Below are 15864 nucleotides of genomic sequence, written 5' to 3'. Positions count from 1 at the left end.
CTTAGCATTGCCAAAAGCACTACCAACCTTTTAACTTCTTCTCTTCTCCTTTTCTCTTCCTCATCCATTTTGTTTTTACTTATCATCTAAAGTATAATCATTAATAGGAATTTTTAAACTCTCTTGCCCTAAAGTTTATATAAAGCAAATCCTTTATCTAATTCGTACTTATTTTCTGTAATTTGTGATGGAAAAGAGTTATTGGAGGACAGAACTAAAGTCCCTCTATATTTCATTTCAATTACCGATTTGGAAAACACGTAAACCGCTAAATATTCATTTCCTTTTATGGTTAACCAATGATCGCCATTCTCAACCCTTAATTTCCTATTACAAGATAAACCATACTCTTTCCTTATTTTTATTAAACTCTTGTAAAATGAAAGAATATCGTTATTTATCTTCCAGCTTAACTTAGAGTCGTTAAATGTGGAGTCAGACTGTGGGTCAGTCTCTTGTCCATTCTCTCTTTTTCTACCCTCCCTAACCCCTTGTATTAGTTTAGGATCTGAAAAATCGGAAAAATAATAAAACGGATTTTCCTCACCGTATTCCTCTCCCATAAAGATCATTGGAATATATGGTGAAAGTATATAAAGCGCTGCAGCAATCTTATAGCTCTCCTTATCAACTAGTTTAATTAATCTTTCTCCTCCACCCCTATTGCCAACCTGATCATGATTTTGTATGTAAACTACAAACTTACAACCATCTAGATCGCCAACCGGTTTTCCGTGAGTTTTTCTTCTAAAATTTGAGTACTTCCCATCATATACGAAGACATCTTTGTACGATTTAACTATATCACCTATACTACCAAAGTCACTATAATAGCCTTGCTTCTCACCAGTCAATAAAGCATGTATTGCGTGATGAAAATCATCTACCCACTGGGCATCAATATTATATCCACACTTCTCTTTAGGATTAACAACTCTGGGATCATTCAAATCACTCTCGGCTATTACAATCTTATTATATTTATGAACTACATCAGCAATATCCTCTAAGATGTGTTTCGGAGAATTGTCAATAATAGCGTGAACAGCATCAAGTCTGAATCCATCAATGTGAAACTCATTTATCCAATATTCTACGTTTTCCAGTATGAACTTTCTGACTTCGTCACTCCCAGCATCGTCGAAATTAAACGTTAAGCCCCAGGGTGTTTTATATTTCTCTGAGAAATAGGGCCCTAACTTTACCATATAATTCCCTTCTGGTCCAACGTGATTGTAAACTACGTCTAATATTATCGCTAATCCTAGTTTATGGGCCTCATTTATTAATTTTTTAAACTCAATTGGTCCTCCATAAGAGTTCTGTACAGCGTATAAATAAACCCCATCATAACCCCAGTCTCTTTTCCCTGGAAACTGTGCAATAGGCATTATCTCTATTGCAGTTATTCCGAGTTCTTTTAAGTAGTTTAATTTCTTTATCACTCCTTCAAAGGTACCTTCAGAGGTAAACGTACCTATATGAAGCTCGTAAATTATAAGATCTTCCCTTTTTACCTTTACGGAGTTTTCATCATTCCATTCAAATTCCGGTGAGATAATTTCAGAATATCCGTGAACTCCCTCGGGCTGATACCTTGAAGCCGGATCTGGAACTTCGCTGTTGTCATCTAGAACATACTTATATCTATCACCAACTCTCACGTTATCTAACGTAATGGTAAAGTATCCCTTCTCATCTCTTTCCATTTCATAAATTCCCTTGTTTAGTATCTTTAACTTAACTTTCCTTTGATAGGGAGCCCATAAATTAAAGGTCACACTGTTTTCGTAAAAACTATAACCAAACGTCATTTATTTACATTTATCTTTTTCTAAGATATAACTTGTGCTATTGAACCAGCTAATATCATCATCGCTAACGAGAGGAGTAAGAAGATTAGGCTTATTTTAGATAAGTTGCTTACACTATTTCTTAATTCCAGTATCGTTACATCTCCCTCCTTAGCACGTACCATAAGTCTTATCCTATTACTTATTACCATTCCCGCTCCAAATGCCAATAACCCAAATGCTCCCCCTATTAGGTTTAGGAAGGCTCTTATCCTAATATCTATACTTGAACGTAGAATTGCCGCAACTAAGAATAGATTACCTTGATAAGGTACTAGGTAAATATATGCAAAAATTATTATCCCAGTTATTATTGTGATGAATGACGTTATCATAAAGAATCTACCTATTCTCTCAAATTGTCTCTTATCTTGAGGTTTAACTAAGAAGTTAAGTAATGCTGCTCCTGCCCACAATGCACCAAAAAAACCATGGATCTCGTTTAGTACGTCGAAAATTATATTCATAGGCTAAACCTAGTATATTCCGAAAAATAAATTTAAATGATATCAAAGCTCTTATTAATAAAGGTCTTCTAGTCTTACTGGAACCTTATTTATCCTTCTCTTTATAACGTCTTCTATAGCGCTAGTGACTGCAGCTGCAGCTACTCCCACTGGGATTTCCCCTATCCCCTTAGCTCCATAAGGAGTTGAGGGAGAAGGAGTTGGAACTATATTAACCTCTATTTCCGGTAAATCAGCAGCAGTTGGCATTCCGTAATCTGCTAAGCTAGTAGTCAACAAGTTAGCGTTCTCATCGTATACGTAATGCTCGTACAACGCCAGAGAAATTCCAATCGCAGTGCCTCCTATTACTTGTTCCTTTACTAGATCCTCATCTATTGGAGTTCCCGGATCAATGTAAACTACGTGCTTTATCGGTTTTATCTTACCCTCATCTATTCTAACTACTGCTAGGTCGCAAGCGAATGGATAAGCATTGAATCTATACTTACCTTGCAGAGTGTAAGTAAAGTCGACTTCTTCTCCCTCAAGCGAAGTAATCCTAACTTTTCCTCCATTTTCTCCTATAAAGTACCCATCTCTATAATCTATTACTTTATCGTTTAAGATAACTTCAGCTTTTCTCCTTAATCTAGCCTTTAACTCTTCTACTGCCCCAGAAACTGCACCGAAAGTGTAAATCGCCATTCTACTTCCTCCTGGACCAAAGGATGTTGGTAGTTCAGTGTTATCTAAGATCTCATATTTAATGTCCTCGGGACTTATTCCTAGTAATCTTGAAGCTATTACTACTGCTGAATGTTCATTACCTTGACCTTCAGGACCAAATCCCAAACCGATTACAATTTTATTATTCTTAACCTTAATTTTCACTCTCTCACTACCAGAAGGCGTACTTGGGTCTGTTGATAGTGCTAGACCTACCCCGGTGTTTTTATTCCTCATAGCAAAGATATCATTTCTTGATAACGCTAAATCTAGTAAGCCTCTTGGGTTTCCAGAATCATAGTATGCAAATCCACTATCGTAGGGGAAACTATCTATTGCATTAATCTTTCTCACTTCAGCTTTACTAATACCTAAATCGTCAGCTATGGCATCCATTGTTCTTTCCAATGCCCAAGTATGAGGTGGAGTGCCAGCCCCTCTAAACGCACCTGCTGGGTTCTTATTTGTCGCAACAAGGGTACCAGTGTATCTTATTCCTCCGATCTTGTATGGTCCCGTCAAGAACGCTAAAGGTTTAAATGGTTGACCAGCATCTTTAGAGGCGCCGACGTCTTCCCATATGTGGATATCTAAACTATTTACTCTTCCATCAGAGGAGTAGTAAGCGTGAATTTTGAATTTCCTTTCTGGTCCACTTCCGTTTGATGCCATTAAATGCTCTGTTCTAGTCTCGATCCACTTAATTGGTACCTTAAACTTTAACGCTGCAAAGCCTAATACCGTCAAGTATCTGACTAAAGAGAACTTCTCACCAAAACTTCCTCCTTGCCTAGCGTTCTTATGGATTACTTTGACTCCTAGTGCCTTTTGTATTTCATTTGATACTACGTTCCCTGCTTGTTGATTCGAAATTAAGGTTAATCCATCGTCTGTTGGGATTGCTATTGCTCCATTAGGCTCTATCGGGTTACCAGAACTCCTAGACCAATACAATTCCAATTCTAAGTGCCTACCTTGTGTATTCATCTTTCCAAATTCAAAGGTTTGTTCTCTTACTACATTCGTCTTTAAATCTTCAAAGACTAATACTTTATTTTCTAAAGATTTTTCAATACTTCCTATGCCCTCCAATGGTTCGTAATCTACTTGAACAAGTTCAGCTAAATCTGTAGCTTCGTATGGGTCATTTGCAATAACTAGAGCTATTGGTTGGCCAACGTATAATGCCTTATTTATTGCCATTAATGGAGTTGTTAAACTCGCTCCTTCTCTTTCACCGGATTCAACGCTTCTAGATACTAAATCTTTACCGGTTAGAACTAACGCGCCTCTCCTTTCCGCATATTCTTTATTGATATTAATTATTCTGGCATGGGGGTATGGACTTCTGATGAATACTGCGTACTTTCCTTTATAGGTTATATCGTCTACGTAATTACCCTTTCCTATTAATAGATCATACGCATCTATTCTTTTCATTACTTGTTGGTTAACTGACTAACATAAAAGTTTATCTGGTTAAAGAGGCAATTCATTATACCTAGATATAAGTGAGTTATAAAATAATTTATAATCTAGCTTTGTAATTTATAATTATGAATGTACTAGAACAGATAAGGAAGGAATTAGAGGGATTAAACGAGCAAATAATTAATCATCCAATATTGAAAGACTTAAAAAAGGAAGTAGTTCATAGTTTCGTTATAAATCAGTGGTATATTGTAAATCACGATTTAAGATCACTTGCAATAGGTCTGTCAAGGAGTACTAATTTAGATGAGCTCGACATATTTAAGATATTACTTGACGGTGATCATAAAGCGTTAAAGGAGTTAGTGAAACTTATGAATGAGTTAAAAATTGAGGTAAAGGATCCACTACTGTATGACGTTTCTCCTCTAGCCATAAGCTATACTCATTATTTATCCTGGTTAGCTAATTACGCAAAACCCTCTGAATTCCTATTTGCTGGGATTGTTAATTTACCGGTATGGGCTAATGTTGTAACCAGGTTTGGAGATGCAATAAAGGAGAAATTTGGTATAAGGGAGACAGGGTTCTTTGATGCATTTAAAGGTTCTTATAAGGAGTTAGAGGATAGGATAGTAAAGTTAATTGAGAATAGTAAAGTTGAGAGGCTTAGAAGAATTGCTTACACTATTCAATATTATGAGAAGTCCTTCTGGGACTCAATATATGTAGATCATAAGGGATAATTGAAATGTGAATAAAATTTAATATTATATGATATATAAAGCATAATATGCATAATGAAAGTGTAATCCTAAGGAGGATAATGTTAATTCTAATATTAATTCTAAGTACTGTGACTTTCTTAGTGACTATCGCACAAAGTCAAGGGGAATATTACTATATACAAACATCTTCTCCACAATACTCAATAGTTCCGGGATCGGTATTTGTGGAACCTCTTAACAGTAGTCAAACATTATACATAGCGGTTCTCTTAAATTTCACTAATTTATCCTCCTTACAATCATACCTTAACGAAATTTACCTCTCTGCTCCACAGTTCCATCACTGGTTGAGTCCATTACAGTTTAGAGAATATTATTATCCTTCACAGTCCTATGTGAACTCATTAATAGAGTATTTGAAATCTTATAACTTACAATTTTTAGGTAATTATGGTCTAATACTAGTATTTAATGGGACCGTGGGAAATATAGAGAAAGCGTTTAACACTTACATTAACGTTTATTATTATCCTTTTAAGAACCTCTATTGGTTTGGTCTTCTGGGAATTAAGGACATTGGTCCATTTTACTACTACTCTAATAACGTCACTCCATCATTGCCATACAATGTTGGAAAATATGTATTAGGAATAGTTGGGATAGATAGTCTAGATCCTAAGGTAGTCAGCGTAGTGGTACAAGCGTGGCATTTACCCATGGTTAAAGCCCAAAGCGGGCTAGTTTCAAAAGCAATAATCTCACCAATAACAATAGAGCAATATTTCAACTTTACAATGGCCTATGAACATGGTTACAATGGCAATGGCAGTAATATAGCGATTGAAGGGGTACCTGAGTCCTTTATAAATGTATCAGACATCTATCTGTTCTGGCAACTTTATAATATTCCTAGAACTGGTCATTTAAATGTTATATATTTAGGTAATGTTACAACCGGAGGCCAATCTGGAGAGAATGAGCTTGATGCGGAATGGTCTGGTGCCTTTGCTCCTGCAGCTAACGTTACAGTAGTCTTCAGTAATGGTTATGTTGGTGGTCCACAGTTAGTGGGCAATCTACTAAACTATTATTATGAGTATTATTACATGGTTAACTATCTGAATCCGAATGTTATTTCAATTTCCGTAACGGTTCCAGAAAGTTTTCTAGCAGCTTACTACCCCGCTATGTTAGATATGATTAATAACATAATGTTGCAAGCTGCAGCACAAGGAATTTCTGTATTAGCAGCTTCTGGAGATTGGGGATTTGAGAGTGATCATCCTCCTCCTAATTTTCACATAGGAACGTATAATACAATATGGTACCCTGAGTCTGATCCTTACGTAACGTCTGTAGGTGGGATATTCCTTAACGCGTCATCGAATGGTAGTATTGTAGAAATAAGTGGCTGGGATTATAGTACTGGAGGTAATAGCGTAGTTTATCCAGCACAAATTTACGAGATAACTTCATTGATTCCATTTACTCCAACCAACGTAAGGACTTATCCAGATATCGCATTTGTCTCAGCAGGTGGATACAATATTCCAGAATTCGGTTTCGGCTTACCTCTTGTATTCCAAGGCCAATTGTTCGTATGGTATGGAACTAGTGGAGCAGCACCAATGACTGCTGCAATGATAGCATTAACGGGTACTAGATTAGGTGCTCTGAACTTTGCATTCTATCATATTTCATATCAAGGTGTAATAGAATCTCCATTAGGTACTTTTGTAGGTAAGATTGCATGGATACCAATAACTAGTGGAAATAATCCATTACCAGCCCACTATGGGTGGAATTATGTTACAGGTCCTGGAACATATAATGCTTATGCAATGGTTTATGATTTGTTGCTATATTCTGGCTTAATTAAAAGTTAATTATTTTTTATCTAACAAAAATAGATAGTTAACTTTTAAACCATTTACCATTAAAAGTTAATATGGAAAGGGAGATATTTTACGATTCGGAAGGAGCTAAAATAAGGGCTTTCTTAGCTTCACCAGAAAATCCTAAGTTAGCAGTAATAGTAATACACGAAATATGGGGTCTTAATGATAATATAAAAGATATTTCAAGAAGGTTAGCGAACGAGGGCTACATGGCACTCGCTCCACAATTATACACTAGATATGAGGATGTTCTAAATCAGGAGAACATTCAGAATGTAATGATGAAAGTATGGAGTATACCACCAGAGAAGAGGAATGATCCAAATTCCTATCAACAGATAATGTCAACGTTAGACGAAAAAGGCAAAAGAGTAGCTGAATTGCTGGTTTTAAATAGACAAAAGACAGAAGAACAGATGATAAAGGACGCGATTAAGGCTTATGAGTACGTAAGCTCACAAGGCGTTAAAAAAATAGTTAGTATGGGCTTCTGTATGGGTGGAGGTTTAGCATTTCAGCTAGCAACTGAAGTACCCTTAGATGGAACAATAGTTTTCTATGGCAGAAATCCACAGCCGTTGGAGGCGATTCAAAAAATAAGGGGACCAATATTAGGTCTGTACGCTGGAGAGGATCCTCCAATAAATGCGGGGTTACCAGATCTCATATCCGCGGTAATAAAGTATAAGAAGGATTTAGAGCTCAAAATTTATCCTGGAGCTTATCACGCGTTTTTTAATGACAGGGGACGTTCATTTAATAAGGAAGCTTCGGAAGACGCATGGGAAAGAGTTAAAAACTTTCTGAGGAGGGTTTCAAAGTGAGTGAGGAAAAGAAAAGGCAAGAAGTAGATCCTTGTTTTTTAGCGTGGGTTTACTTACTGGAAGTAATAGAAAAGAAGGAGAAAAAGGACTAATTAATTTTTTAATTTGTAATTACAGATTTAAGATAAGATGGTCTTTAAATTTAAGATAGGATTCTTGACAGATGTTCATGGGTCGGAGTATTCATTTAAGAGATCCCTAAATATTGCAAAAACTAGGAAAGTTGACTATCTCATTGTAAGTGGGGGGTTAATGGCTAAAGAGATATTATTTGTAGAAGATGTTGGTGGAAAGTATTTTCTAAATGGGAAGAAGGTTAATTTGAATAACCTAAATGAAGATGCGTTAAGGTCTGGAAAATATATAGTAATTGACAAGAAGGAGGTAATTAATGATATAAGGAGTGATAAGAGTAAGCTGGAAAGACTATTAGTTGAAAAAGTTACTGAGCAAATGTCAAGATGGGTTAAAATATCAGATGAAGTATTTCGTTTAGAAAGGATATTTTGGTCTCCAGCACATGGCGATATACCACAACTTGACTCTATTCTTAAGAATTATGGAGGTAAACTAATTAATGAGAATGTAATAAATCTAGAGGAGATTCAGATAGTCTCATTAGGTTACGGTTCTCCAATGGGAAATTCATATAGGGAGATTCCGGACTCTGAATTATACATAAAGGGTAAATCATTACTTAAGGATGCCGATAAGGAAAGATCGATTATAAACTTTCACATGCCTCCTTTGAATACTAAATTGGATAATGTAAAGATAGGTATTAGGAAATCTCACGTTGGTTCAAAGGCAGTACTTGATCTAATCACCGAATTCCAGCCGCTTATTTCACTCCATGGTCACGTTCATGAAAGCACCTCAATGGATAAAATAGGGGAAACTATCGCAATAAACCCGGGAAGCTTATATCAATTGGGCGACCCTTCCATAGTTACGTTTGAGGTTCATAAGGAGCTGAAGAGTTTCGGTAGTGTGAGTGTCAGCAAATATGTTATAAAGAACATAGAGTTCGTGTCCACCAATCCTTTAGACGTAATATAGCTTTTGAAAAGACTTAATAGTTTCCTTTAAACTTTTAAATTATGGCTATAGGTAAAACAGTTCTAATAGTAGGGGTAATAATATTAATAGTAGGTATTGCATTGTTCTTTATTGGAGGATATCTGGCTTCCACTGGACTCATTAAAGTGATTAACACATTAAGCACAGCAACTGCAACTACTTTACAACCAGGTGGATCACAAGATTTAGGTGTACCCACTAAGTTGTCAATATTGCTGTACAATACGAGCTCTGGACAAGTGTTAAAGGTACTACAAGTAATAAATGGAACGAACCAATCGGTACCGCAAATAGCAGAAAAGGGATATGTAATAGCGTTATTAAGTCCTAAATACGATGCTATAATGGTAAATAATCTCTCTGCTCCAATTTCAGTGAAATACATTTTGAGTCAAGAGTTAGCCTCTTCATTAGTAAACGTTGCACTATATACGGGCCTTGGTTTCTTTCTAGCTATTATTGGTGTAATTGTGTTGCTAGTAGGCTTAGTGCTATTCCTAAGAGGTAGAGGTAAAAAACAGTAAAAATAAATATTTAATCAACTTTTAACTCTTAGCATGGTTAAATTAGTAGCTACTTTAGGAACCTCGCCTGGAGGAGTAATAGAAACTTTTCTTTACCTAGTAAGAAAAGGAGAAACTATTGATGAGATAAGAGTGGTAACTACATCGAATGCGGAAGTAAAGAAAGCATGGAAAATAATAAGACTGATGTTCATCTGTTGTATTCAAGAAAAATTTCCTAAAGTAGAAATTAGTGAACATCCACTCGATATTGAAGATATTTACAGTGAAGAAGACTTGAAAAAAGTCAGGGATTTTGTTAAAAAGCAATTGAATGAAGGAGATTACCTAGATATAACTGGAGGGAGAAAAAGTATGAGTATTGCAGCAGCCTTAGCGGCAAAGAGTAAGGGGGCTAAAATAGTAACTTCAATTATCTCACAAGATGACTACAATAGGATTAGTAAGAGGATTAGGGAGTTAAAGGATGTTGTTGAAATCAAGAATAGAAGTGAATGCAATGAACAAATAAAAGAAACCTATTGCAGTTTAATCGTGCAAAACGCTAGAACAATAGAATTTGAAATTTAAACTTCTATGAAAATTTCTTCACCCTTTATCTCGACTTTGTAGACCTTTAAGTTAGGTGAGAAATACCATCCCGACGATTTGCCGTAAGGATTGTATACTAATTTACCGTTTTCTAAACTGTACTCATATCCATGTAAATGACATTTTATTTTATATCCGTCCACATCTCCGTACTCCATATTTCCTCCCTTATGGGGACAATAGGCATCGATAACAAAGACCTTATTCTTAATCTTAACTGCTAATACTTCTATACTATTTATCGAAAATTTCTTAGGTTTTTGATCTTCAAGGTCTGAAATATTACAGACCTTTATTAGCATTAGATGATCACCATTACTAAAATATAGGGAAATAAAAATAATAATAATAAAAAACAATTACATTTTATTATTTTTTAGAATATGGAGCATTACCTGGCGAACTTCTTCTGAAGTGGCCTGATGGTCTTCCGTATAGCAGTTCTAAGAACCACGCTTCGTGCTCTATTTCCTCTTGAAGTATCCTTTGGGCTAGATCGTATGTTCTAGGATCTTTTCCGTATGTCATATCACATACTTCTTTCCATGTTCTTATTGCACATTGTTCTGCCTCTAATAAAACCTTTAATATTTCCTTAGGATCTTTCCAATTCTCTGGTAGATAAGCATCAGCACACGCTGAAATATCAGCGAGTTGCCTTATATCTCTGGGTAGACCTCCTCCTAGTTCATAAATTCTCTGTGTCATTAGTTCGAAATGAAGTCTATCCTCAAGTCTAGCGTCTTCAGCTATTTCCTTAAGACCTTCTCCTTCCATACCAGTTAGGTGCATTCTCAATATAGTGTAGTAATAGTATGTGGTGAACTCTGCAGCGGTTGCTTTAACTAATTTATCTATTAACTTTTTCACATCTAATCCGGATTTTTCCAAGATTTCGACTCCGACTACCTTTGGTTCTTGGGGTTTTTCTTGCATTCAGACACCCTAAAAGACTATACTCATTTCTAATTTATAAAATTTTCTAATTAGAAGTCGCTTTAACTATTAGTTAAGAGTTATTCTAAATAAATCGTTAAGTAATATTCACACCAAGTAAGGTTAAAATGAAGGACTAGGATAAGATGAAACCGAAGTCGATACTAAATAAAAGTGATTCTTAAATAAAAACATTTATAAGTTAGTGAGTATTAGAATATACCAGTGAATGCATAGTGAATACAGCTTTTGCGTTTTTATTCATTATAATAGCTTTTTACCTAAAAAAGGAGTTTATAATTACTTATGTGGGGTGATGTGAGATTAGCATAAGAGACTCTGTGAAACTCTTTGGACCAGCTTGGATAGCATTGATGGCTGATGCTGATGCTGCGAGTATACTAGGAGGATTATCTACAGGAGAGGAATATGGGTACAAACTAATATGGTTTGTGATGTTATTATCGAGTGTGGTCAACAATTTTATGCATTTGAGATATTTGCATTTATTATCACTCCCCTATCCACTAAATACACTTGAGTGTAAAGAATGTTGTAGATTAGGAAGAAGGTAGAGAGCCAACTCGTAATCGTTAACCTATTTGAACTCCAAGGGAAATGAAAGTCCATAGAGGAGAGCCTATGCTTCAATGTCCTAAACCCTTGCTCAGCGTAATCCCTCCTACCAAACGTAACCCACTTGTGCCCAACATTAAACCAGTCAAAGGCATTATAAGCTGGTAAACCATCATGCAAGTAAACCACTCGATCAACCTTCTTAAAGTACTTACTCGCAATTTCCTCAATCCCCCTCATGTTAACTAGGACAATTAACACGTGAAGACCACTCCTCAAGCTAGTGACCATGAAGAAGGGGATAGCCTTAGTCACAACATCCCTAACGATCCAAACGTAATAGTAATTACCCCTAACGCAAACAACCTTAGTCTCGTCAATAGCGTAAAGACTCAAGGACACAACGTACTTAACTCTACCAAGCCTCTTATAATAGTACAACAAGGTGGAGTGTGGTAATGTGGTCCTCCAAGAGGATAAGCCAGCTAGATAGCTCGCTAGGCTTAACGCGACCTCCTCTCTAACGTGAAATCTGGGCTTAAGATTAATATACTCCATTAGGATTAAAATAACTTGGGTGAGCACGGGGATATTCCATCTGTTCATCAAGTGCTCACCAATAAAAATCCCGTGCTCACCCAAAAAGGTATTACGCTAAATAAAAGGATTTATTTCTATAATAGAAGCAATTTATACAATTACTTTCAAATTAATTAAATTGTTGACCACACTCTCCAGCTCTCTATTAACTTTTTCTCTTTTTCTAGTTCTTTCAGATATAACTCTGACTAAATCTAGGGTAATTTTATGTTTAACTCTTTCAATTCTTTCTTCAGTTACTGTCAACGATTATCGAGGTAACCCTTATTTATTTTAAGTAAATCTGTGTGTGTAAATATAAAGTCTACTTGAAAGTAATCTATATTTTTACCATCATTTATTCCAAAATCGAGGTTGAATTTGCTACTTGTCCTTCCTTAAGGTTATTAGTTTTTCATTTTGTGTCCATTCTGAGAATAATTGTATTTTCATGGTAGTCCAAAAAAGACATTAGATGTACTGATTGCAGTTATGATTGGGTTTCTAGGTTTAGTACCAGCTGTAATAGGAGGTTTAGTATTTTTACTATCCGCTTTCTCAAATGATAGTAGCGATATGCAGATTGGCAAGAGCTTCATAGGAGCATATATTATATTATGCTAACTAGTCTGGAGATTAGTGTTTGTTTTTCTTTTTGTTATAGAATAGATTCTGTTTATGAAAAGATGTAATTAAGTTCTTGCTACTAAAAGGAGAGATAAGACTTGCAATATTCCTACTACTAACAATGTGTAATCGTATCCATAAAATGAGTAAAGTAGCGGAAGCAATAAGCCAGCTATACCATAACCACTATCCCTATATAATCTGTAATAGCCTAATGCTTTACCTCTCACACTCTCGCTAATCCTATCGTTAACAAAAGCTATTAAATTAGGATAGATCATGCCCATACCAATACCTTCTATTATCGAAAATAAAATAGGAAATTCGGAATATTTTATGAAACCTAAAAACATTAAGAAAAAACCTATTACAAGTATTTGTCTTCTTTTATTGTAAGCATCTGCCAGATATCCAAATAGTGGTTGTGAAAGTGACCAGGTAAACGTATAGCTAGATACGGTTATTCCTATTAGAAGTAGGGCATAGTGTTGTAACAATAGAAATGTGGGTATTAGGATAAAGAAGGCGGAATCAACAAACTTCTCTAGGAGTCCTGCGATGCCTATACTGGTAATGGAAAGGTAATTTATATGATCGTCCTTCTTTGATAAACCGGTTGGTATTAAGGTTTTGGTCTCCATTACGTTAAAGGATAAAATTAGGGCTATCAAGCTAATTATTCCAATGAAAATATAACTTAGCCTGAACAAAGAGCTAGCGAAGAGACTTCCGAAAGAGACTCCTAAATAGCCGGACATTTCATTTATTCCAGTAGCTAAGCCTGCCCTCAATTTACCGCTAATGTCTATTTGCGAAGTGACAGTAGTAGTCCACGTAAAGGCTTGATTTATTGCAAGTAAAATCGAAATTGCAACCAAGGTATATATGTTAATTGAGAAAAATAATGAGACTGATATCAACGCTACTAACCAGCCTATTATGAGTACTCTCTTTCTTCCTAAGTCATCAGAGAGTTTCCCTGCGACGAAGTTAAACGCACCTTTTACAAAACCAAAGGATACTAATGGTAATAATAGGCCCAACGCTATTGGAATATTTACTTGCTTCTCAAATACCGGTATAGCTATTCTTAGAGTTCCTAAATATAATCCTGTAAAAAAGACTAATATTGTAAACATAATAAATTGTCTATTCATTACATGCACTAAGATTTAAAAGGGATAAAAACGATTATTCACTGTGGATAGTGAATTAGAAAATAACTTAAGAAAGTTAGGATTTTCAGTCTATGAATCCAAAGTTTATCTAACTTTATTAAATCTCTGTAACTCCACGATGAAGGAACTTTCAGAAAATGCTAAAATACCTTATCAGAAAGTTTATGAAGTTGTGAGGTCGTTAGAGGATAAGGGTTTAGTTAAGGTAATTGAAGGAAGGCCGAAGAAAGTCAAACTAATAGATCCCTCAATATCTTTAAAAGTATATAGGGATAAAGTTGTAAGTGAATTAGATTATATAATACGTAATATTATTTCGCTTTGGAATGAAAAGAGAAAAAGAGAAGCCGACCGTAGTTTACACATTAAAGGTAAAAAGACCGTTATGAGGGTAATAAGGGAATTAGCGGAGAAAAGTGGCAAGATGAAGGTCGTCTGGGATATTTTGCCTGAGTGGTTAGTTACCATTCTTAAAAACTATAGGGGTAATTTAACTTTAATAACTTCTTCCAATAATTTAAGTCTAAATGCTGAGATTAAATATGTTAGAAATGTCAAATCGAAATTTATAATATTTGACGATTCAGTATTGGTTACTTTCGATGACCAAGATGAGATCGTTGTAAATTCTTGTAAGGGATGTGTACTCCAAGCAGAAGAACACTTTGATCTATTAACTTACAAGAGTGAATAACTCTTATATCTAATTACTTATATTTAAATAAATGATGATATTCAGGCAAATTATAAGCAAAAATGGAGGTTGCGCCACTTACGTTTTTGGCTGTACTCAAGCTGGTGAATTGTTTGTAGTTGATCCTAAGTACGAAATGGTAGATGAAATCGTTAAGCTTGCCCAAGATCTAGGGGATATGAAAATAGCTTACATAATAGATACACACACTCATGCAGATCACTTATCTGGTGTTAAGAAACTGCAGTCTTTGACTAACGCTAACGTTTACTATCATGAGGAGTCAAAAGTTAAATTTAAGGTGGAGAGGATTAAGGATGGAGAGGAAATAAAGGCTGGAAATGTTAAGATAAAGGTAGTTTATACTCCTGGACATACTCCAGACAGTATTTCAGTTCTAATATATGATAGAAGAAGGGATGAAAGTTGGAATGAACCATGGGCTGTATTAACTGGGGATACATTGTTTGTAGGTGGTATAGGGAGAATCGATATAGGTGGGGAGAATGCTGAAGAGAATTTATATTATAGTCTAGGTAAGCTAAAAGAATTGCCAGATTATGTCGAAATTTACCCAGCACATACTGCAGGTTCAGTATGTGGTATTGGGATAAGTGGAAAACCTAGTTCTACAATAGGGTTTGAAAAGAGATTCAATGCTTTATTTAGAATAAACAATAAAGACGAATTTATAAATAAAATTAGAGAAATTAAAATGCCTAAACCTAAGGAATTTGATGAGTATATAAGGAAGAATTTAGAGGGGATTATTTGAGGAAGAGAAAAATCTTTTAAATGTTTTAAATTATGTTTGCAACAGCACCTTTAGCTGGTCCCGTATCATTTCCTATCTTGTAATTAAGGACAAATTGCAGTTCACATTACACAATTCTTGTAAGACCAATGAAATAGGAGATGTTGCCCTAGACTCAATTACGAATTAACCTAAAGGTTACGAAATAGTAGCTGGTATTTATATAAACATCTACTCCCTTGTAGGAAATCTAGACTCAAGAAAAAATCTACACTATAAGAAAAGCAACCTTGGCTGACTACAATTCAAGACTTTTAGTAAAAGAGGTTATTAACACAACCCCCGAAGAAGCACTTTTAGAAGTTAAAAATGGTTCCTTAGCATTAATAGGAATCGAGGTAAGAGAGGGGTTTTAA

Annotated in this window: 16 protein-coding genes and 1 pseudogene; 10 read left to right on the top strand and 7 right to left on the bottom strand. The window is 35.3% G+C overall.

Features of this window, described 5'->3' with window-relative positions:
* Nucleotides 1-128: 128 nt before the first annotated feature.
* Genes treZ through GFS03_RS06065 form a run of 3 tightly spaced genes read right to left on the bottom strand, consistent with a single transcriptional unit; the run spans nt 129 to nt 4468 of the window.
* Complete coding sequence (treZ, locus tag GFS03_RS06075) at nt 129-1814, bottom strand: malto-oligosyltrehalose trehalohydrolase (RefSeq protein ID WP_153422978.1); 1686 nt, start codon at nt 1812-1814, stop codon at nt 129-131.
* 20 nt (nt 1815-1834) lie between these two features.
* Nucleotides 1835-2320, bottom strand: coding sequence for a hypothetical protein (locus GFS03_RS06070; RefSeq protein WP_153422977.1), 486 nt, complete (start codon nt 2318-2320; stop codon nt 1835-1837).
* 54 nt (nt 2321-2374) lie between these two features.
* On the bottom strand, nt 2375-4468 hold the full coding sequence (locus GFS03_RS06065; protein ID WP_153422976.1) for a xanthine dehydrogenase family protein molybdopterin-binding subunit: 2094 nt from the start codon (nt 4466-4468) through the stop codon (nt 2375-2377).
* Nucleotides 4469-4584: 116 nt separating this feature from the next.
* On the opposite strand from GFS03_RS06065, the gene GFS03_RS06060 reads away from it, so the two are divergent.
* The 6 genes from GFS03_RS06060 to crn1 all read left to right on the top strand — a co-directional run bounded on the left by GFS03_RS06060 (nt 4585) and on the right by crn1 (nt 10083).
* Entirely contained in the window at nt 4585-5205 is a 621-nt protein-coding gene (locus tag GFS03_RS06060) for a TenA family transcriptional regulator (protein WP_153422975.1), read from the top strand.
* A 47-nt stretch (nt 5206-5252) separates the two neighbouring features.
* Nucleotides 5253-7073, top strand: a complete 1821-nt coding sequence (locus GFS03_RS06055) for a S53 family peptidase (protein ID WP_153422974.1) — start codon at nt 5253-5255, stop codon at nt 7071-7073.
* 62 nt (nt 7074-7135) lie between these two features.
* Nucleotides 7136-7909: a dienelactone hydrolase family protein gene (locus tag GFS03_RS06050; RefSeq protein ID WP_153422973.1), complete on the top strand. Its 774-nt coding sequence runs from the start codon at nt 7136-7138 to the stop codon at nt 7907-7909.
* Between the two features lie 129 nt (nt 7910-8038).
* On the top strand, nt 8039-8968 hold the full coding sequence (locus tag GFS03_RS06045; protein ID WP_153422972.1) for a metallophosphoesterase family protein: 930 nt from the start codon (nt 8039-8041) through the stop codon (nt 8966-8968).
* A 41-nt stretch (nt 8969-9009) separates the two neighbouring features.
* The gene (locus tag GFS03_RS06040; protein ID WP_153422971.1) at nt 9010-9513 is read left to right on the top strand and encodes a hypothetical protein; all 504 of its coding nucleotides are present in this window, start codon (nt 9010-9012) and stop codon (nt 9511-9513) included.
* A 33-nt stretch (nt 9514-9546) separates the two neighbouring features.
* A complete protein-coding gene (crn1, locus tag GFS03_RS06035) occupies nt 9547-10083 on the top strand; it encodes a CRISPR-associated ring nuclease Crn1 (protein ID WP_153422970.1) in 537 nt (178 codons plus the stop codon).
* On the opposite strand, the gene GFS03_RS06030 is transcribed toward crn1, so the two are convergent.
* From GFS03_RS06030 to GFS03_RS06020, 3 genes and pseudogenes are all read right to left on the bottom strand, one after another.
* Nucleotides 10080-10406, bottom strand: a complete 327-nt coding sequence (locus tag GFS03_RS06030; protein WP_153422969.1) for a Rieske (2Fe-2S) protein — start codon at nt 10404-10406, stop codon at nt 10080-10082. The two genes, crn1 and GFS03_RS06030, sit on opposite strands and share 4 nt — an antisense overlap.
* 67 nt (nt 10407-10473) lie before the next feature.
* Nucleotides 10474-11040, bottom strand: coding sequence for a DNA protection during starvation protein (gene dps / locus GFS03_RS06025; RefSeq protein ID WP_153422968.1), 567 nt, complete (start codon nt 11038-11040; stop codon nt 10474-10476).
* A 483-nt stretch (nt 11041-11523) separates the two neighbouring features.
* Nucleotides 11524-12233: pseudogene (locus tag GFS03_RS06020) on the bottom strand (IS6 family transposase).
* Nucleotides 12234-12636: 403 nt separating this feature from the next.
* Between GFS03_RS06020 and GFS03_RS06015 the strand changes: the two are divergent.
* Nucleotides 12637-12819, top strand: coding sequence for a hypothetical protein (locus tag GFS03_RS06015; RefSeq protein ID WP_153422966.1), 183 nt, complete (start codon nt 12637-12639; stop codon nt 12817-12819).
* A 68-nt stretch (nt 12820-12887) separates the two neighbouring features.
* Here the strand turns inward: GFS03_RS06015 and GFS03_RS06010 are convergent, their stop codons facing one another.
* The gene (locus GFS03_RS06010; protein ID WP_153422965.1) at nt 12888-13979 is read right to left on the bottom strand and encodes an MFS transporter; all 1092 of its coding nucleotides are present in this window, start codon (nt 13977-13979) and stop codon (nt 12888-12890) included.
* A 43-nt stretch (nt 13980-14022) separates the two neighbouring features.
* Between GFS03_RS06010 and GFS03_RS06005 the strand changes: the two genes are divergently transcribed.
* From GFS03_RS06005 to GFS03_RS13820, 3 genes are all read left to right on the top strand, one after another.
* Nucleotides 14023-14694 carry a TrmB family transcriptional regulator gene (locus GFS03_RS06005; RefSeq protein WP_153422964.1) on the top strand — a complete coding sequence of 224 codons (672 nt, stop codon included), beginning with the start codon at nt 14023-14025 and terminating at the stop codon, nt 14692-14694.
* A gap of 31 nt (nt 14695-14725) precedes the next feature.
* The gene (locus tag GFS03_RS06000; RefSeq protein ID WP_153422963.1) at nt 14726-15469 is read left to right on the top strand and encodes an MBL fold metallo-hydrolase; all 744 of its coding nucleotides are present in this window, start codon (nt 14726-14728) and stop codon (nt 15467-15469) included.
* A gap of 245 nt (nt 15470-15714) precedes the next feature.
* Nucleotides 15715-15864 carry a hypothetical protein gene (locus GFS03_RS13820; RefSeq protein ID WP_153424561.1) on the top strand — a complete coding sequence of 50 codons (150 nt, stop codon included), beginning with the start codon at nt 15715-15717 and terminating at the stop codon, nt 15862-15864.

Source organism: Sulfolobus sp. E5-1-F (assembly GCF_009601705.1).
Taxonomy (GTDB): Archaea; Thermoproteota; Thermoprotei_A; order Sulfolobales; family Sulfolobaceae; genus Saccharolobus.
This window is presented reverse-complemented; position numbering and strand designations above follow the sequence as displayed.